The following is an 18021-nucleotide window of genomic DNA, read 5'->3' on the forward strand; positions in this document are numbered from 1 at the left end:
CGGCCGATCGCTCGGCCGATAGGCGCTGTCGGCACTACTCGGCGGCGACCCGGACCTGGATCTCCACCTCGACCGGCGCGTCCAGCGGCAGCACCGCGACGCCGACCGCGCTGCGGGCGTGCACCCCGGCCGCGCCGAGGACCTCGCCCAGCAGCTCGCTGGCGCCGTTGACCACACCGGGCTGACCGGTGAAGTCGGAGGCGGAAGCGACAAAGCCGACCACCTTGACGACCTGCTCGATCCGGTCCAGGTCGCCGATCACGGACTTCACCGCGGCCAGGGCGTTCAGCGCGCAGATCCGCGCCTGCTCCTTGGCCTCCTCGGCGGTGACCTCGGCGCCGACCTTGCCGGTCAGCGCCAGCTTCCCGCCGACCATCGGCAGCTGGCCGGAGGTGAAGACGTACTCCCCGGTGCGCACGGCCGGGACATAGCTCGCCAGCGGCGGCACCACCTCGGGCAGGGTCAGACCCATTTCCGCGAGCTTGGACTCCACCGCGCCGAGGCCGTTCGAATCACCCATCAGGACTTCGCCCGCTTCATGTAGGCGACAAGCTGCTCCGGATTGTTCGGTCCGGGAACAACCTGGACAAGCTCCCAGCCGTCCTCGCCCCAGTTGTCCAGAATCTGCTTCGTCGCGTGCACCAGCAGCGGCACCGTCACGTATTCCCACTTGGTCATGAGGGGACTCTAACGGTTCGTCGGGATGCCGACCCACCTGTGATCTGTGACACAAAGAGGTGCAAACCGCTCACCCCGGCAAGGCGACTCCCGACGGCGGGCACGGGTCCTGGTTACGCTCGCCGCAAGGGCACAGTCGGTAGTGGCCGGGTAGGAGTACTCCAAGCCATGGGACGGAGACGACGCAATGCCGGACTGGGAGGGCGTGCGACTGCATGTCGTCAGCGGCAAGGGCGGTACCGGGAAGACCACCGTGGCCGCCGCGCTGGCGATGGCCCTGGCCGCCGAGGGCCGGAGGACGCTGCTGATCGAGGTCGAGGAGCGGCAGGGCATCGCCGAGCTCTTCGGCATCTCCGCGCTGCCCTACGAGGAGCGCAAGGTCGCCAGCGTGGGCCCGGGTGCCCTGGGCCGCCGGGGCGGCAAGGGGGCAGCCGAGGGTGAGGTCTTCGCCCTGGCCATCGACATCGAGCAGGCCCTGCTGGAGTACCTGGAGATGTTCTACAAGCTCGGGCGCGCCGGAAAGGCCCTGCGCAAGGTCGGCTTCATCGACTTCGCCACCACCATCGCCCCCGGTCTGCGCGATGTGCTGCTCACCGGCAAGGCCTGCGAGGCCGTCCGCCGCAAGGGCCCGGACGGGCGGCGGGTGTACGACGCGGTGGTGATGGACGCGCCGCCGACCGGCCGGGTGAGCCGCTTCCTCAACATCAACACCGAGGTCGCCGGGCTGGCCAGGTTCGGCCCGGTCTTCACCCAGTCGCAGGCGGTGATGCGGGTGATCCGGTCCCCGGAGACCGCCGTGCACCTGGTGACCCTGCTGGAGGAGATGCCGGTCCAGGAGACCGTGGACGGCGTGGCCGAACTGCGCAAGGCCGGGCTGCCGGTCGGCGGAGTGATCGTCAACATGGTCCGGCCGCCGCTGCTGGACGAGGCCGCGATACTCGCCGCCGACGGTGACCACCGGGACGAGCTGGCGGCGGCCCTGGCCGACGCCGGTGTCGGCGCCCGGGCCCGCGGCGGCGCCGCCAGGACGGGGTCGGGTTCCGGCTCGGGCTCCGGCTCCGGCTCGGGCTCCGGCTCCGGCTCGGGCAGGGCCGCGGTGCCGGCCGCGACCAGGAAGCTGGTCGAACCGCTGCTGGCGCAGGGGCGGGAGCACGCGGCCCGGGTCCAACTGGAGCGCGCCCAGCGCGCGGACGTCCAGGCCCTGAAGCTTCCGACGTACGAGCTGCCGCTGCTGAGCGGTGGGGTTGACCTGGGCGGCCTCTACCGCCTCGCGGCAGCGCTGAAGGAGGAGGGGGCGGCATGAACACCGCGTCGAAGGACCCGCTGGCGGGCCTGCGTCTGGATGTGGACGCGCTGATCGACGACCCGGCGACCGCGATCGTGGTCTGCTGCGGCTCCGGCGGCGTGGGCAAGACCACCACCGCCGCGGCGCTGGGCCTGCGGGCTGCGGAGCGGGGCCGCAAGGTCGTCGTGCTGACCATCGACCCGGCCCGGCGGCTGGCCCAGTCGATGGGCCTGACCGAGCTGGACAACACCCCCCGGGTGGTCAAGGGCGTCGGCGGCCCCGGAGAACTCCAGGCGATGATGCTGGACATGAAGCGGACCTTCGACGAGGTCGTGCTCGCCCACGCGGACCCCGAGCGGGCCCGGCAGATCATGGAGAACCCCTTCTACCAGTCACTCTCCTCCGGTTTCGCCGGCACCCAGGAGTACATGGCGATGGAGAAGCTGGGCCAGCTCCAGGCCGCCGGGACCTGGGACCTGATCATCGTGGACACCCCGCCGAGCCGCTCCGCGCTGGACTTCCTGGACGCCCCGAACCGGCTCGGCTCCTTCCTGGACGGCAAGCTGATCCGGATACTGATGGCCCCCGCCAAGGTCGGCGGACGCAGCGCGATGAAGTTCCTCAATGTGGGGATGAACATGTTCACCGGGGTGCTCGGCAAGGTGCTGGGCGCCAATGTGCTGCAGGACGTGTCGACCTTCGTGGCCGCGATGGACTCCATGTTCGGCGGCTTCCGCGAGCGCGCGGACCGTACGTACCAGTTGCTGCAGGCGGAGGGGACGGCGTTCCTGGTGGTGGCCGCGCCGGAACGGGACGCGCTGCGGGAGGCGGCGTACTTCGTCGACCGGCTGGAGACCGACCGGATGCCGCTGGCCGGCCTGGTACTGAACCGGGTGCACCGTACCGGCGCGCCACAGCTGACCGCGGAGCGGGCGCTGGCAGCGGCGGAGACCCTGGAGGGCCTCGACAGCGACGCCCCCGAGGGCAGCGAGGTCGTACTGCCGCCCGAGACCGAGGTCCTGGCCGCCGGACTGCTGCGGCTGCACGCGGACCGGGTGCGGACGATCACGCATGAGCGCCGGATGCGGGACCGGTTCGTCTCGGTCTATCCGGACGTACCGGTGGTGGAGGTCGCCGCCCTGGCCGGGGACGTGCACGACCTGGAGGGGCTACGGGAGATCGGCGAGCGGCTCGCCGCAGGCTGACACGCGGGCACGCGTAGGGGTTGGGGTGTGGGAGAGGGCAGGCTGAAGGCGACCCGCGGGTCCGGCCGTGGCTGACCCACCGGCGGCCGGATCTCGCGAGACAAACATGTGCACGAGTGCGTGCGCGGCTTGGCGCACGCACGCAGGACCGACCGTCAGCCGGCCTCGGCATAGTCCGCATCGCCGATGTCACCGATGTCACCGATCGAGAAGGTCTGCTCGTACTCGGTACGAGCGGTCTCCAGCAGCTTCCGCCAGGAGATCACCGTCGGTCGTCGGCGCAGCAGCGCCCTGCGCTCGCGCTCCGTCATTCCCCCCCACACGCCGAACTCGACGCGATTGTCGAGGGCGTCCGCCAGGCATTCCGTCCGCACCGGGCAACCGGTGCACACCGCCTTGGCGCGGTTCTGCGCCGCCCCCTGAACGAACAGTTCGTCCGGATCACTGGTGCGGCAGGCTGCCTGCGCGCTCCAGTCGTCAACCCAGCCCATGCTGGTGCCGTCCTCTCCCGAATCGAGGCTCCCCCACGGCGGCAACGGCATATTCGCTGTTGCCAGTTGAGGACGTTACGGAAGAAGAGAAGGTTGCAACAGCCCCTTGCGGCCCAATCCTGTATGACCCATTTGGACTATGCGTGCGGGGTAGATCACCCACTGGAGTGATCGCAGGTAAGAAGGCCTGACAGGCTTCGGGAACCTGTGCAATCCTTCCCACTGGCTTTAGTTCCTGGCATATGACCACGATCCGGACAGATCTCATCACCCACAAGAGTGACGTCGGAGCGTGCACAGCAACTTGTCGCAAGCTTGTGACAAGAGTAGGCGAACAGATGCCCGCCTGTCCGGCTAACCGCCACGTAAGGTTCTGCCCATGGCAGTGAACCGCTCTGGATCCCCCCTTCACAAAGTCGGCCTTGGTGCCCGCCTGATCGGTGCGAGTGTGCTGGCCGGCACCCTCGTCGCCGGACTCGCGCTCCCGGCCGTCGGCGCGCTGGGATTCAGCGCGAAGTCGGCGACCGACTCCTTCAACGGCGTCACGGACGACTTCACCGCGCCCGTGCTCTCGCAGGCGTCGACCATCTACGACGCCAACGGCGGCATCATCGCGAAGGTCTACTCGCGCAACCGCACCGTCGTCCCGCTGAGCAAGATCGCCCCGATCATGCAGAGCGCGCTGATCGACATCGAGGACAACCGCTTCTACCAGCACGGTGCGATCGACCTCAAGGGCACCTTGCGTGCGCTGACCAGCAATGCCAGCGACGGCTCCTCCCAGGGCGGATCCACGCTGACCCAGCAGCTGGTCAAGAACGAGAACGTCGAACTGGCCGGCGACAACATCAGCGCGGTGCGGCAGGCCCAGGCGCAGACCGTGGGTCGCAAGATCCAGGAGCTGAAGGTCGCGATCAAGCTCGAGGAAACCCTCAGCAAGCAGCAGATACTCGCGGACTACCTCAACATCACCTTCTTCGGCCAGCAGGCCTACGGGGTCGAGGCCGCCGCCGAGCGCTACTTCAGCGTCCACGCGAGCCAGCTGAGCGTCACCCAGGCGGCGCTGCTGGCCGGCCTGGTCCAGTCGCCGACCCGCTACGACCCCACCGAGCACCCGGTCGCGGCCAAGACCCGCCGCGACGAGGTGCTGACGGCGATGGCCACCTACGGCGCGATCACCCAGGCCCAGGCCACCGCGGCCAAGGCCACCCCGCTCGGCCTGAAGGTGAGCAAGCCCAATGAGGGCTGCATCACCGCGGGCAACGGGCAGCAGTTCTTCTGCGACTACGTGCAGCACATCTTCCTCAACAACCCGGCCTTCGGGGCGACCGCGCAGGCGCGGAAGGCCCTGTGGGACAAGGGCGGCCTGCAGATCCACACCACGATCGACCCCAAGGCGCAGACCGCCGTGGAGAAGTCGGTCCACAAGCACGTGTACAGCTCGGACAAGGCCGCCACGGCGATGACCATCATCCAGCCCGGCACCGGCAAGATCCTCGCCATGGGCCAGAGCCGCAACTACGGCACCGGCGCCTCGGCGAGTGTGACCACGCTGAACTACAACGTGGACCAGTCCATGGGCGGCGGCGGCGGATTCCCGACCGGCTCGACGTTCAAGCCGGTCACAGCGGCAGCCGCGCTGGAGAACGGCTACGGCATGGACACGGTGTTCCCGTCGAAGTACTCCGAGCCCTACCCCGCGATGACGGACTGCCAGGACAAGTACCACGCAGAGTCGAGCGATCCGCCGGACACCAACGACTCGCACTCACTGGTCGGCCCGTTCAGCATGCCGAAGGCCATGGCCCAGTCGGTGAACACCTACTTCGTCCCGCTGGAGGCGAAGGTCGGCCTCTGCAACGTGGTCAAGATGGCGGGCAAGCTCGGCCTCGGCTCCACGGCCCGCCTCGTTGCGGGCAGCACCACCAAGCTCGAGCCGCTCCACCAGGTGCAGTCGCTCACCCTCGGGGTCAACAACCTCACCCCGCTGCAGATGGCGAACGTCTACGCCACCTTCGCGGCCCGCGGCACCTACTGCTCGCCCACCGCGGTCACCTCGGTCACCACGGCGGACAACAAGAGCCTGCCGGTCCCCTCCGCGAACTGCCACTCGGTGATGTCGCAGACCACCGCCGACTCCATCACCACCATGCTGAACGGCGTGGTCCAGGACGGCACCGGCGCACCGGCCGCGTTCGCCAACGGCCGTCCCAGCGCCGGCAAGACCGGTACCACCGACAACCACTACCAGGTCTGGTTCGTCGGGTTCACCCCGCAGATGGCCGGTGCCACGGTGGTCTCCGGTACCGCGGGCGACATCAACCTCTCCAACCGGACCATCGGCGGTGTCTACACCGGCTACGCCTCCGGCGGTGGAACGGCCGGTCCGATCTGGCACGACGCGATGAACGCCGCGCTCAAGGGCGTGCCCTTCGCCAACTTCAACCTCGTCCCGCTGCCCGCACCGGTCCAGACCAGCGCGGACAAGGGCAAGGACAAGGGCAAGAACGGCGGCACCACGGCGGGGACGACGGCCGGCAACAACGGCGGCACCGTCGCAGGCGCCACGACCGGCGGAAACACGGGTGGGAACGGCGGTGTCATAGGCGGCCTGATCGGGGGCGGGGCCGGGGGCGTCCAGCCCGGCGGCCACTAGCGCCCGTCCGCGACAACAGAACAGCGGCACACAAGCAAGGGCAACGCCCGAGGGGCGCCCGGATCCACTCCGGGCGCCCCTCGGGCATTCTCGCCATACCGCAGCTTGGTGTTGCGCGGTACCGCGTGGTGCTACGTGATTGCCGGGCCGCTGTGCACAGCCGCACAGCGCTGAGCTGGGCCGGGCTGGGCTGTGGGCTGGACCAGGAGGTCCGGACCGCCGCCGTACCGCGCGGCAGGGCGCTCAGCGGCTGCCGCCGCCCGCCGATCAGCCGGCCAGGGCCTGCTTCACCGCCGCCGCGACCCGGCCGCCCTCGGCGAGCCCATTCACCTTCGGGTTCACCAGCTTCATCACCGCGCCCATCGCCCGCGGCCCCTCGGCCCCGGATGCCTTCGCCTCGGCGACGGCATCGGCGACGATCGCCGTCAGCTCGTCGTCCGTCAGCTGCTTCGGCAGGTACGCAGCCAGCAGTTCACCCTCGGCCCGCTCCCGCGCCGCCGACTCCGCCCGACCGCCGGCCTCGAACGCCTCGGCGGCCTCGCGGCGCTTCTTCGCCTCCCGGGTGATCACCTTGAGCACCTCCTCGTCGGAGAGCTCACGGGCCACCTTGCCGGCCACCTCCTCGTTGGTGATGGCGGAGAGGGTGAGCCGGATCGTGCCGGACCGCAGCTCGTCCCTGGCCCTGATCGAGGCCGTCAGGTCCTCCTGCAGCTGCTTCTTGAGCGTCGTGGTCATGGGTCCAAGTCTCGCACCCCGGACAGACGGTCGCCGCCCATTAACCACCGGTCAGCTTCCAGCCGGAGCGCCGTCGAGCCGGCAGTCGAGCCAGCACCGCAGCGACACCTGGGCGCCACCGGACCGCCCTGGGACCGCCGCAGGGCCGCCGCAGGGCCGGCGCAGGGCCGGCGCAGGGCCGGCGCAGGGCCGGCGCAGGGCCGCCACAGGGCCGACATCGGCTCCTCCCCCGGCTTCGACTTCGCTCCCGATCAACTCCCGGTTCAACCACCGGACACCCGTTCTGCCACCATGGGGGGATGCGACCGCTCTACGCCGTACCCCTGGGAATCGCCGCCACCGGAGCCGCCTGCGTGGCCTACTCGGCCGGATACGAGGTGCGGTCCTTTCGACTGCGCCGAGTGACCGTGCCGGTGCTGCCCGCCGGAGCGAGCCCGCTGCGAGTGCTGCAGCTGTCGGACATTCATATGGTCAACGGCCAGGGCAAGAAGCAGCGCTGGCTGCGCGACCTGGCCGGGCTCAAGCCCGACTTCGTCGTCAACACCGGCGACAACCTCTCCGACCCGGAGGCCATCCCCGCCGTTCTGGACGCCCTGGGCCCGCTGATGGAGTTCCCGGGCGTGTACGTCTTCGGCTCCAACGACTACTACGGCCCGGTGCCGAAGAGCCCGACCCGCTACCTGGGCGCGATGTTCTCCGGCAACCACGGACTGAACAGCGCGGACGGCACCCCCCGGCGCGGGGTGGTCGGCGCCATACACAATCCGTGGGAGGACCTGCGGGACGGCTTCGACCGGGCGGGCTGGCTGAACCTCACCAATACCAGGGGGCGGCTCAAGGTCGAGGGTCTGGACCTGGAGTTCACCGGCCTGGACGACCCGCACATCCGGCGCGACCGCTACGCCCAGGTCGCCGGGGGGCCGTCCGCCGAGGCCGACCTCTCCATCGGCGTCGTGCACGCCCCGTACCTGCGGGCGCTGGACGAGTTCACCGCCGACGGCTACCCGCTGACCCTCGCCGGGCACACCCACGGCGGCCAGCTGCGGGTGCCGCTCTACGGCGCACTGGTGACCAACTGCGACCTGGACCGCAAGCGCTGCCGGGGGCTGTCACGCCACGCCGCGGGCGGCAACCACTCGTACCTGCACGTCTCGGCAGGCTGCGGCACCAACCGCTACACCCCGGTCCGCTTCGCCTGCCCCCCCGAGGCCACCCTGCTCACCCTCACCCCGGCGGTCTGAGCCCCGCCTCCCGACGCCCCTGTCACCTGTCACCTGATGCCCGGTGTGTCACCTGATGCCCGGTGCCCGGGCGGGCCTCCGGCTACCCCGGCGGCCTGAGCCACCCCTGCTGCCGCGAGGTCTCGCCGGCGACCTTCAGCAGCCGCTCGACCACCGGTGACCGGTTCTGGCCGCGGGTGACCAGCTGGATCTCCACCGCGGAGGCGGGGTCGAGCGGCAGCCAGACCAGACCGGCCGGAAGGCCGACCCGGCCCGACTCACCGACTATGGTCACCGCCGCACCGGAGGCGACCGGGGTGTACGAGGCGTCGAAGTCCAGGCCGCGGACCAGCACCTCGGGCTTCGCCCCGGCCTGGTCGCAGATCTCCATCACCTGGTCGTAGTGCCCCGGGTTGTGGGTGCGGGCATGCAGCAGCAGCTTCACGCCGTGCAGGTCGGCGGGGTCGACCGACTCCGCGCCGTCCGCCGCCAGTGGGTGGTCCCGGCCGACGACGACGCCCTGCCGTTCGAGCCGCAGCAGGGTCAGCACCAGGTCCGGCTGCGGCGGCGCGCAGCGCACCAGGCCGACGTCCAGCGTGCCCGCGGCGACCCCGTCCACGATGTCGGCGAAGACCATCACCCGTGCGGACACCTCGATGCCGGGCGCCTCCTCGCTCATCGCCAGCAGCAGCTGCGGGGCGGTGTCGTAGCCGGCGCTCATGCCGTAGCCGAGGTTGACGCTGCCGAGCCGCCCGTCCGCGAAGGCCCGCACCCCGCGCCACAGGCTCTCCGCCGCGTCCAGCAGGCCGGGACCGCGTTCGAGCAGCATTCGGCCCGCCTCGGTGGGCTCCACCTTGTGGGTGGTGCGGCTGAGCAGCTCCACCCCCAACTCACGCTCCAGCTCCCGCACTTGGCGGCTGAGCGCAGGCTGCGCGATATGCAGGCGCTCGGCGGCGCGGGTGAAGTTCCGCTCCTCGGCCACGGCGAGGAAGTAACGCAAGCGACGCAGTTCGGACATGGCCCCATCCTAGGCGCGCGGTCATGCCGTGTCGGCATGGACCGATGGAAAACAAGTCTTTCCCTTCGCCCCGGTGCGCTCGGTACGTTTTATCCAGATGAACCGCAGAACGAAACGCCAGGCGAAACCCGGGCGAAACCCGGGACAAATCGCGGCATCACCCAGGAGGCTGAAAATGAATTCCACGGAAACCAGCAAGGACGTTGTCAGGAACTATGTGGCCGCCCTCACCGCGAAGGACGGGGCACCGCTCGGCAGCTTCTTCGCCGAGGACGCGACCTGGACCCTCATCGGCGACCTCCCCATGTCGGGGACCTGGCACGGACACAAGGGGATCTTCGAGGACTTCCTCGGGCTGGCGTTCAGCCGACTCCGCACGGACACCCTGGACCTGGCCGTACTCGACCTGTTCGGCGAGGGGGAGAAGATCACCCTGGAGTGGACCTCCAAGGCCGAGGTGCACGGCGGCGGCGTGTACGACCAGCACTGCCTAGCCGTCTTCACCGTCCGCGACGGCCTGATCACCGCGGTCCGCGAGTACTTCGACACCGAGCACGCCCGCCGGACGCTCTTCACCGCCGCCTGACCGGATTCCCCATTCTCCGTTCCCCATTCCCTGTTCCCCGTGCACTCAGCACTCCGATACGGCACCTCCCGGAGGAATTCACCATGAAGGCCATGCTTCCCACCGGCGACATTTCCCGCGCCGTCGAATTCGGCGAAGCCGAGGAACCGGAACCGCGCGAGGACGAGGCGGTGATCACAGTCGAGGCGTACTCGGTGAACCGCGGCGAAACCTTCCGCCTCGAAGACCCGCTGCGCCGCTGGCTGCCGGGCAAGGACGTGGCCGGTACGGTCCTGCGACCCGCCGCCGACGGCAGCGGCCCCGCCCGGGGCACCCGCGTGGTCGGCCACCCGCCGGCCCGCGGCTGGGCCCAGCGGGCCGCCGTCCCCACCCGGGACCTGGCGGTCCTGCCCGACCGCGTCGACACCACCACCGCCGCCGCCCTCCCGCTGGCCGGCCTCACCGCCCTGCGCCTGCTCCGCGCGGCCGGGCCCATCGCCGGCCGCAGGATCCTGCTGACCGGGGCCAGCGGCGGCGTCGGGCACTACTTCACCGAACTGGCCTCCGGCATCGGTGCCCGGATCACAGCCGTGAGCGCCGGCGAGGAACGCGGACGCCGCCTCCTCGACCTGGGCGCGACCGAGGTCGTCCCGGACGTGGAGAAGGCAGAAGGCCCCTTCGACCTCGTCCTGGAATCCGTCGGCGGGACCTCACTGCCCGCGGCCCTGGCCCGCCTCGCCCCCGAGGGCCTGCTGATCTGGTTCGGCCAGGCCAGCCGGGCCCCGGTCACCCTCAACTTCTTCGACTTCTTCAAGGCCGGCGTCGGCGGCTCCATCCGCCACTTCGACTACACCCGCAGTGCCCCCAGCCACGGCAGCGACCGCGGCAGCAGCGCCGACCTCGGCAACCGCGGCAACCGCATCGGCTGCGGCTACGGCGACGACCTCGCCGTCCTGGTCCGCCTCGTCGCCACCGGCCGGCTCCACCCGGAGATCGGCATCCGCCACGACTGGTCCCGCACCGCCGAAGCCATCACCGACCTCCGCGCCCGCCGCATCCGCGGCAACGCCGTCCTGATCACCTCCTGACCTGCACCGCCGCCGACCCCGTCGCAAAACCGGATTTCGTCCCACGGCCAGCGTCCGCTAGAGTAATCCTCGTTGCACCGGGGTGTGGCGCAGCTTGGTAGCGCGCTTCGTTCGGGACGAAGAGGCCGTGGGTTCAAATCCCGCCACCCCGACCCAGGTCAGGGCCCCTGTCGAGATCATCGACAGGGGCCCTGAGTGTTTATCTGCGTGACTACGGTTTTGGATCGCTCTTGAAGAGCTCGTCCATCACGACCGCCCCGGTCTGGATCACCGGCCGGATCTGCTTCCGGTAGACCTCCTCCGTGGCCCGACCAACCGCGAGATCTCCTCCAGCGGCACCCCCTGATCCGACAGCAGCGACACGAAGCTGTGGCGGAGCTCCCGCGGAATCCATTCGGCAGCCGTCACGCCCTCCGCCCTCGCAAGGGCCGCGCGAAACGCCCGCCGTACGTGGGAGGGGTCCAACTCGGTGCCGACGTCGGAGTGGAAGACGAGATTGTGGGCCTGCCGTGGCCAGGTCTGGTTCGACGAGCGTGGCTCGGACGGCGGCATCAGCCACGCGGCTCCTGGTTTCCTGACCTGGTACCTGGACTGGCTCGGCGGCTGGGAGGCTGTTCTCCTGCGGCGCGGATAATCTCGGCTCCGACAGTTGGTCAGCGCCTACGGTGGGACGGTGAACAGTTCCCTGCTGCTGTGCGGCGATCCTCTGCGGCCGGCTCGCTGCGATCCGTACTTCGCCGCGCAGGCGGACGCTGCGCGTCAGGCCGGGGCGCGGGTGGTGTTGCTGGACCATGACGCCCTGCTGGCGGGACGTGGCGACGAGGCGGTGCGACGTGTTCCACGGGGTCTTGGGGCGGTCTGGTACCGCGGCTGGATGATCCCCGCCACCGCCTACGCGGAGTTGGACGCCGCCCTGGCCGAACGTGGCGTTCGGCTGCTCACCGCGCCGGATCAGTATCGGGCAGCACATGAACTCCCCGGCTGGTACGGCGTCTTCGCCGGGGAAACGCCGGCGAGCGTGTGGATGACCTGCCGTCCGCTGCAGGCGCCGGGGGCGGACGTGCTGGCACGGGCTGTGTCGGAGCTCCCAGTTGGGGCGGGGATCGTCAAGGACTTCGTCAAATCCCGCAAGCATGAGTGGGACCAGGCCTGCTACCTGCCCGACCTCGCCGATATCTCGGCCGTCCATCGGGTGGTGTCACGGTTCGTTGAGCTCCAGGACGATGCGTTGGCGGGCGGAATCGTTCTGCGTGCATTCGAGGAACTGCAGCGGGATGTGGGCGAGGCCCGGGTTTGGTGGCTCGACGGCGAGGCGGTGCTGACTACTGCTCACCCGGACACCCCTGACGTGCAGATGGCGGTCGGGGGCGAGCCCTGGTCCGTCCTTGACCGCATTCGGCCGCTGGTGGGGAAGCTGGGGTGTCGGTTCGTCACCACCGACCTGGCGCAACGCACCGATGGCACCTGGCGGGTCATCGAAGTCGGTGATGGGCAGGTCAGCGACCTCCCGAGTAGCGCCGACCCGGCCGCGCTGCTTGGACCGCTGCTCCTGGTCAACCAGACCTGAGGGAAGTGACACCAGGCAGGATGTGGGGCATTGTTCGCGCTGCATGGCTGGCTGCGATGCGGGGAGTTCACGGGTTGTGGCGTACTGCTGCAGCGTCTTCGCGCTGGTGCCGGTGTCGGTGAACCTGGCTGGGTGTTCGGGTGGGGACGGGTCGCGGGGTCGAGAGCGCCCGGCGGCCTGCGGGTGGTCCACCGCGGGCGGGCCAGCCGCCGGTCGGGGGCTCTTTGGGCGACCCGCCGCATACCTCGTTGCGGGTGTTCGGCGGGCCGCTCTATCCTCGGGGCAACGCGACGAAGGAGACGAGTAGCTGCGGGTCGTGCGAGTGGAGAGAGCTGCCGGTAGCTGGAAAGGCGGCCTCGCATCCTGCGGCGAAGACACTCCTGAGCGCGGGGAGGAAATGCCCCGCCGGCCTGCCCCCGTCATCGGGCCCGAATGAGGCTGCCGCCGTTGGCCGGCCGCTGGCTGGCCGTTGGCTCGCCAAGGGTTCGCCGGGGGCGGCAGCGAAAGTGCGGTGGCACCGCGAGTTGCCCTTCTCGCCCGCACTTCCAAGGGATCAGCCGACGTCCGTTGGAGGACTGCGATGATCCAGAAGATCCACCCCGCACCGCGCGTACTGGTCGCCGACCTGCGCGAGCACGTGGGAGAAACCGTTTCCGTCTGCGGCTGGGTCAACACCCTCCGTCTGCAGCGCACCATGCAGTTCGTCCTGGTCCGCGACCACACCGGCCTGACGCAGGTCACCCACAGGCGCGGTGGCTCCGGCGACGAGTTGGAGCAGCAGTTCGAGGAACTCACCGCCGAGTCCGCCGTGCGGGTCACCGGCCGCGTCGTCGACAACCCCGTGGTCAACCTGGACGGACTGGAGATCGTCCCGGAGTCCGTCGAGGTCCTCAACCGGGCCGAGGCGCCGCTGCCCATCGACGAGCACACCGGGTTGGAGCACCGGCTGGACTGGCGTTTCCTGGACGTGCGCAAGCGTCCTGCCGCCCAGTTGCTGTTCGCGGTGCAGACCACCGCCGAACAGGCGATGCGGGAGTTCGCCTACCGCGAGGGCTGCACCGAGATGCACACGCCCAAGCTGATGGGCACCGCCTCGGAGTCGGGGGCCGAGGTGTTCAAGCTGGGCTATTTCGACCGCAGCGCGTACCTCGCCCAGTCGCCGCAGTTCTACAAGCAGATGGCGATCGCCGCCGGCATCGACCGGGTCTTCGAGGTCGGGCCGGTCTTCCGGGCCGAGCCCTCGTTCACCTCGCGCCACGCCACCGAATTCACCGGCGTGGACCTGGAACTGGCCTGGATCGACGGTGTCGAGGACGTGATGTCCTTCGAGGAGCGTCTGCTCGCCCACGCGCTGGCCCGGGTGGCCGAGGTGCACGGGGCGGCGATCCTGCGCCACTTCGGCGTGGAGGTCGTGGTCCCGGCGCTGCCGTTCCCGCGGATCACCATGGCCGAGGCCCAATGCGTCCTGCGGGCGGAAGGCTGGGACCCCGAGCAGGCCAAGACGGACCTGGACCCCGAGGGCGAGCGGGCGCTGGCCGCGCACATCAAGGAGCAGACCGGGCACGAGTTCGTGTTCGTGACCCACTACCCAGCCGGCATCCGGCCCTTCTACCACATGCGTTCGACCGAGCAGCCGGACCTGACGCTGAGCTTCGACCTGCTGTGGAAGGGCCTGGAGATCACCACCGGGGCCCAGCGCGAGCACCGGTACGACGTGCTGGTCAAGCAGGCCGGGGAGAAGGGCATGGGTGTCGAGTCACTGCAGGCGTTGCAGGACTACCTCAACTGCTTCCGCTACGGCTGCCCGCCGCACGGTGGTCTGGGGATGGGGCTGGGCCGGGTGCTGATGGTGATGCTCGGACTGGACTCGATCCGCGAAGCCACGTTCCTGTTCCGCGGGCCCAACCGCCTCACGCCGTGACCATGACCGTGACCGTGACCGTGACCGTGACCGCAACGGGTGATCACGGTCACGGTGTGCGTGAGCACTGCTCTTGTTTGTGACCAGTGCTCCGAACCGGTGCTCACCGAGCGGTTGCGGGCTGGGAAGAGCCGGTGAAGAGGGAACGAAGAGCCGGGTTTGGAATCTTGGTTCTGGGCACGGGAAACCGGGCCCGCCGGGGCCCAAGGCGGCCTCGGCGCCTGGTCTCCAGCCCGTGGAGACTGCGCGCCATGGTGTGGTGACGGCGGCCCGACTCCTGTGGGGGAGCCGGGCTCGGGGAGAGCCGTCGCCGCACGCGGCCGCGGTCCACGCGGAGCGGAGTGGACCGGGCACACCACTGACTGATTCTTCCGGTGCCTCGGCGGAGGTACCGGAAGAATCTGGTCAGCGTGGCACGCGATCGCTCAGAGCCTCGCGCGGACGATGTCCGCCTCGGGGCTGTCGATCTCCTCCAGCAGGACCAGGGCCCGCTGCCAGGACTCGCGGGCCCGCTCGTGCTGGTCCAGGGCCGCCAGGACCTGTCCGACCTGGTCGAACATCCGGCCTCGGAGCAGCGGGTTGTCGAACCGCTCCGCCGCCGCCAAGGCTGCCTCGCTCAGGGTCAGTGCCTCGTCGAGCCGCCCCCGGCGCAGTTGGACGAAGCCGAGCTGCCCGCGGTAGACCGCCGCCGCCTCGTGGTTCTCCAGTTTCTCCGACGCCAGGATCGCCTCCGACACCAGTTCCTGGGCCTCCTCCAGCCTGCCCAGTTCGAGCTGGGTCAGCGCCAGGTTGGCCAGCAGCGCCGACACCAGTTGCTGGTCGTCGAGCCTGCGCGCGGCGGCGAGTGCCTCGGCCTGCTGTACGGCGGCCTCCGCGAACTGCTCCAGTTCGTAGTGGAGGTTGCCGAGGTTGGACCGGATCCGGGTCGCCCGCAGCTCGTCCCCCTCGCGCAGGGCAGCCGACATGGCTCGCCCGTAGGCGTCGCGGGCCCGCAGGTCGCGCAGCATCGAGTAGGCGATACCGGCGTAGTTGGCCAGTTTGCCGGCCGGCATGTCGAGCCCGGCCGCGAGTGCCGATCGCTCCCCCAGTTCCGAGATCTCGACCAGCAGGCCCAGTTGGTGACGGTGCAACAGGTAGGCGGCGTGGCCGAGGGCGAGCTGCCAGACCACCCGGTGTTCGCCCTGCGCGGCGCCGTGCCTGATCAGCGCGAGCAGGTTGTCGTCCTCCGACCCGAACCACTCGACGGCGGCGTCGCGGTCGGTGAAGGGCAGCGGGCCGGTCCACGGGTGGCGCAGGTCGGTGGGGATCGCGAACGCCACCGGGTACAGCAGCTGTTGGGCCGCGTCCACGGCTGTGATGTACCAGTCGCAGAGCCGGGCCAGGGCCTGGTCCTGTTCCTGCGGGAACTCGGCGGCCAGCTCCCTGCCGTACAGCCGGACCAGGTCGTGCAGCACGTAGCGGTCCGAAGCCGGGCGCTCCACCAGGTGGGCCGCGAGCAGCGCGCGCAGCGGCGGCTGCGCCTGGGCGCCGCGCTCGACGCCGAGCAGGGCGGCGGCGGCCGGGACGTTCAGCGCGGGGCCGGGGAAGCCGCAGAGCAGGCGGAAGCAGCGGGCGTCCACCTCCCCGAGCAGACGGTAGCTGTGGTCCAGGGTGCGGGAGACGGCGTGGGTGCTGCTGCCCGGAATACTGAGTCCGGCGAGGCGGTCCTCCTCCGGGGAGAGTTCGGCCGCGAGTTCCGCGAGGGCCACCCCCGGCTCCTGGTTCAGCCGCACAGCGGAGATCCGCAGGGCCAGCGGCAGTCCGCCGCACAGTTGCGCGAGCGCGTCGGCCGCCTCCGGGGCGGCCTCGACCCGCTCCGCGCCGACGATCCGGCCCAGTGCCTCGACGGCCTCCCGCCGGGTCAGCATGCCCAGGTCGATCACCCGGGCACCGGTGTCCGCGGCCAGGCCGCCCAGCCTGCCGCGGCTGGTGACCAGCACCATCCCGTCCGCGGTGCCCGGAAGCAGCGGACGCACCTGCTCGTCGTCGGACGCGTTGTCCAGGACGATCAGCAGGCGGCGGCCGGCGACGGTGGAGCGGTACAGGTCCTCCCGGGCCGGCTGGTCGGCGGGGATCTGATAGCCCGGCACCCCTAGGGCCAGCAGAAAACGTTCCAGCACACGTTGGGCCGACTCGCGTTCGTACTGGTCGTAGCCGTGCAGGTCGACGAAGAGCTGCCCGTCCTGGAACGCCGCGGCGTGCTGTTGCGCCCAGCGCAGGGCGAGCGAGGTCTTGCCGACGCCGGGCGGTCCGGAGACCAGCGCGACCCTGGCCTCGCCGCCGGCGCCGTCCCGTACCCCGGAGAGCGCCGCGAGCTCGTTCTCCCGGCCGACGAAGCCGTAGGAGGGGGCCGGGAGCTGGGCGGGACGGGGGCCGGAGGCCGGCGGCGGCTGCGCGGCAGCGGGGGCAGAATCTTTAGCAGCAGGGGAAGTTGAGGTGGCAGCGGACGGAGGGATGGGCCCGGCCCCGGCCGTCGGGTCCTGGGCGGTGGGCGGTATCGGGGCCTTCGGCAGTACGGTCGCCGCAGCTGCCGTCGTCGCTGTCGCTGTCGCTACCGCCGCCTGGGCGACCGCACCCGTGGGGCCGCCACCGGTGCGGGGCAGTTCGCCGCGCAGGATGAGCCGTTCCAGGTCGGCCAGTCCTGGCCCGGGGTCCAGGCCGAAGTCCTGGGCCAGCCGGTCCCGGGTCGTCCGGAGCACGGCCAGCGCGTCGGTCTGGCGACCGCCGTGGGAGAGCGCGAGCGCCAGCCGCTCGGCGATCGACTCCCAGTACGGGTGCTCCTCCAGCAGTGCGGTGAGTTCGGGGACGACGGCGAGGTAGTTGCCGCCGGCCAGTTCAAGATCGGCGAGGAGCTCGTACGCGGCGCGGCGCTCCTCCTGCAGCCTGGTCCTGGAGGCGGCGGCGAACGGCGCCTCGATCGCGCTCAGGGCCTCGCCGCGCCAGAGCGCGAGCCCGCTGCGCAGCGGGCCGAGCGCGGCCTGCCGGTCGCCCGACCGCTGCAGGTCCCTGGCCGCGGCGACCAGGTCGGCGAAGCAGTCGGCGTCCACGTCCTCTGCCGCCGCCCGCAGTCGGTAGCCACCCGGTTCAAGGGTGATCCGCTCCCCCGGGCCGCCCGCGGCCGGCGCGCCATCGGCCGCCCCGTCAGCGACGATCCCATCGGCGACGATCCCGTCAGCGGCGGCCTCGCCGGCCTCGTGCAGCGCGTCGTCCGGCAGCAGCTGGCGCAGCTTGGAGATCGCGGTGTGCACCTGGGCCCGGGCCGTCCGGGGTGGCTCTTCGCCCCACAACGCGTCGACGAACCTGGGGATGCCGACCGGGCGGTCCCGGTTCAGCAGGAGCAGCGCCAGCGCGGCGCGCAGCCGCGGGCTCGGCAGGTCGACGGGGCGGCCGTCCACCGTGACTTCGAGGGAACCCAGGATTCCGAACCGCATCGACAGCTCTCCAGGTTCACTCGCTCTTGCTCGACCACCCTGCGCGGGGGATTCTAGCCCGCGCACAGCTGCCGCCCCGGACTCACCCCGGGTCCGGACTCACCCTGGTCCGGACTCACCCC

Annotated in this window: 14 protein-coding genes, 1 tRNA gene and 1 pseudogene; 9 read left to right on the forward strand and 7 right to left on the reverse strand. The window is 70.7% G+C overall.

Annotation, left to right across the window (positions count from 1 at the left end; translation table 11 throughout):
* Positions 1-34 precede the first annotated feature (34 nt).
* Positions 35-520: a RidA family protein gene (locus tag ACEZDG_RS16180; RefSeq protein ID WP_380509193.1), complete on the reverse strand. Its 486-nt coding sequence runs from the start codon at positions 518-520 to the stop codon at positions 35-37.
* Positions 520-678: a DUF4177 domain-containing protein gene (locus tag ACEZDG_RS16185; protein ID WP_380509196.1), complete on the reverse strand. Its 159-nt coding sequence runs from the start codon at positions 676-678 to the stop codon at positions 520-522. The genes ACEZDG_RS16180 and ACEZDG_RS16185 overlap by 1 nt, the downstream gene beginning before the upstream one ends.
* A 187-nt stretch (positions 679-865) precedes the next feature.
* On the opposite strand from ACEZDG_RS16185, the gene ACEZDG_RS16190 reads away from it, so the two are divergent.
* Both ACEZDG_RS16190 and ACEZDG_RS16195 read left to right on the forward strand, forming a co-directional pair.
* Positions 866-1981, forward strand: a complete 1116-nt coding sequence (locus ACEZDG_RS16190) for an ArsA-related P-loop ATPase (RefSeq protein ID WP_380509199.1) — start codon at positions 866-868, stop codon at positions 1979-1981.
* Positions 1978-3168, forward strand: coding sequence for an ArsA family ATPase (locus ACEZDG_RS16195; RefSeq protein WP_380509202.1), 1191 nt, complete (start codon positions 1978-1980; stop codon positions 3166-3168). The genes ACEZDG_RS16190 and ACEZDG_RS16195 overlap by 4 nt, the downstream gene beginning before the upstream one ends.
* Positions 3169-3323: 155 nt before the next feature.
* On the opposite strand, the gene ACEZDG_RS16200 is transcribed toward ACEZDG_RS16195, so the two are convergent.
* Positions 3324-3659 carry a WhiB family transcriptional regulator gene (locus ACEZDG_RS16200; RefSeq protein WP_380509205.1) on the reverse strand — a complete coding sequence of 112 codons (336 nt, stop codon included), beginning with the start codon at positions 3657-3659 and terminating at the stop codon, positions 3324-3326.
* 448 nt (positions 3660-4107) lie between these two features.
* Between ACEZDG_RS16200 and ACEZDG_RS16205 the strand changes: the two genes are divergently transcribed.
* Positions 4108-6315, forward strand: a complete 2208-nt coding sequence (locus ACEZDG_RS16205; protein WP_380509211.1) for a transglycosylase domain-containing protein — start codon at positions 4108-4110, stop codon at positions 6313-6315.
* A 267-nt stretch (positions 6316-6582) separates the two neighbouring features.
* Here ACEZDG_RS16205 and ACEZDG_RS16210 read toward each other — a convergent pair whose 3' ends face one another.
* Positions 6583-7050, reverse strand: a complete 468-nt coding sequence (locus ACEZDG_RS16210) for a GatB/YqeY domain-containing protein (protein ID WP_380509214.1) — start codon at positions 7048-7050, stop codon at positions 6583-6585.
* A gap of 299 nt (positions 7051-7349) precedes the next feature.
* Here ACEZDG_RS16210 and ACEZDG_RS16215 point away from each other — a divergent pair, with 299 nt between their 5' ends.
* Positions 7350-8291, forward strand: coding sequence for a metallophosphoesterase (locus ACEZDG_RS16215; RefSeq protein WP_380509217.1), 942 nt, complete (start codon positions 7350-7352; stop codon positions 8289-8291).
* Between the two features lie 82 nt (positions 8292-8373).
* Here ACEZDG_RS16215 and ACEZDG_RS16220 read toward each other — a convergent pair whose 3' ends face one another.
* The gene (locus ACEZDG_RS16220; protein ID WP_380509220.1) at positions 8374-9288 is read right to left on the reverse strand and encodes a LysR family transcriptional regulator; all 915 of its coding nucleotides are present in this window, start codon (positions 9286-9288) and stop codon (positions 8374-8376) included.
* A gap of 175 nt (positions 9289-9463) precedes the next feature.
* On the opposite strand from ACEZDG_RS16220, the gene ACEZDG_RS16225 reads away from it, so the two are divergent.
* The 3 genes from ACEZDG_RS16225 to ACEZDG_RS16235 all read left to right on the forward strand — a co-directional run bounded on the left by ACEZDG_RS16225 (position 9464) and on the right by ACEZDG_RS16235 (position 11093).
* Positions 9464-9874 (forward strand): nuclear transport factor 2 family protein, encoded by a 411-nt coding sequence (locus ACEZDG_RS16225; protein WP_380509223.1) that lies wholly within the window; start codon positions 9464-9466, stop codon positions 9872-9874.
* Positions 9875-9957: 83 nt separating this feature from the next.
* On the forward strand, positions 9958-10941 hold the full coding sequence (locus ACEZDG_RS16230) for a zinc-binding dehydrogenase (RefSeq protein ID WP_380509226.1): 984 nt from the start codon (positions 9958-9960) through the stop codon (positions 10939-10941).
* Positions 10942-11019: 78 nt separating this feature from the next.
* Positions 11020-11093, forward strand: a tRNA-Pro gene (locus tag ACEZDG_RS16235).
* 59 nt (positions 11094-11152) lie between these two features.
* Here ACEZDG_RS16235 and ACEZDG_RS16240 read toward each other — a convergent pair.
* Positions 11153-11466 (reverse strand): annotated as a pseudogene (locus tag ACEZDG_RS16240) (tyrosine-type recombinase/integrase); the annotation flags it as partial.
* 148 nt (positions 11467-11614) lie between these two features.
* Between ACEZDG_RS16240 and ACEZDG_RS16245 the strand changes: the two are divergent.
* Entirely contained in the window at positions 11615-12508 is an 894-nt protein-coding gene (locus ACEZDG_RS16245; protein ID WP_380509232.1) for an ATP-grasp domain-containing protein, read from the forward strand.
* A 580-nt stretch (positions 12509-13088) separates the two neighbouring features.
* Positions 13089-14429 carry an aspartate--tRNA(Asn) ligase gene (aspS, locus tag ACEZDG_RS16250; protein ID WP_380509235.1) on the forward strand — a complete coding sequence of 447 codons (1341 nt, stop codon included), beginning with the start codon at positions 13089-13091 and terminating at the stop codon, positions 14427-14429.
* A 425-nt stretch (positions 14430-14854) separates the two neighbouring features.
* Here aspS and ACEZDG_RS16255 read toward each other — a convergent pair whose 3' ends face one another.
* The gene (locus ACEZDG_RS16255) at positions 14855-17899 is read right to left on the reverse strand and encodes an AfsR/SARP family transcriptional regulator (RefSeq protein ID WP_380509238.1); all 3045 of its coding nucleotides are present in this window, start codon (positions 17897-17899) and stop codon (positions 14855-14857) included.
* Between the last annotated feature and the right edge of the window lie 122 nt (positions 17900-18021).

The sequence above is a fragment of the Streptacidiphilus alkalitolerans genome (genome assembly GCF_042511045.1).
GTDB classification, from domain to species: domain Bacteria; phylum Actinomycetota; class Actinomycetes; order Streptomycetales; family Streptomycetaceae; genus Streptacidiphilus; species Streptacidiphilus alkalitolerans.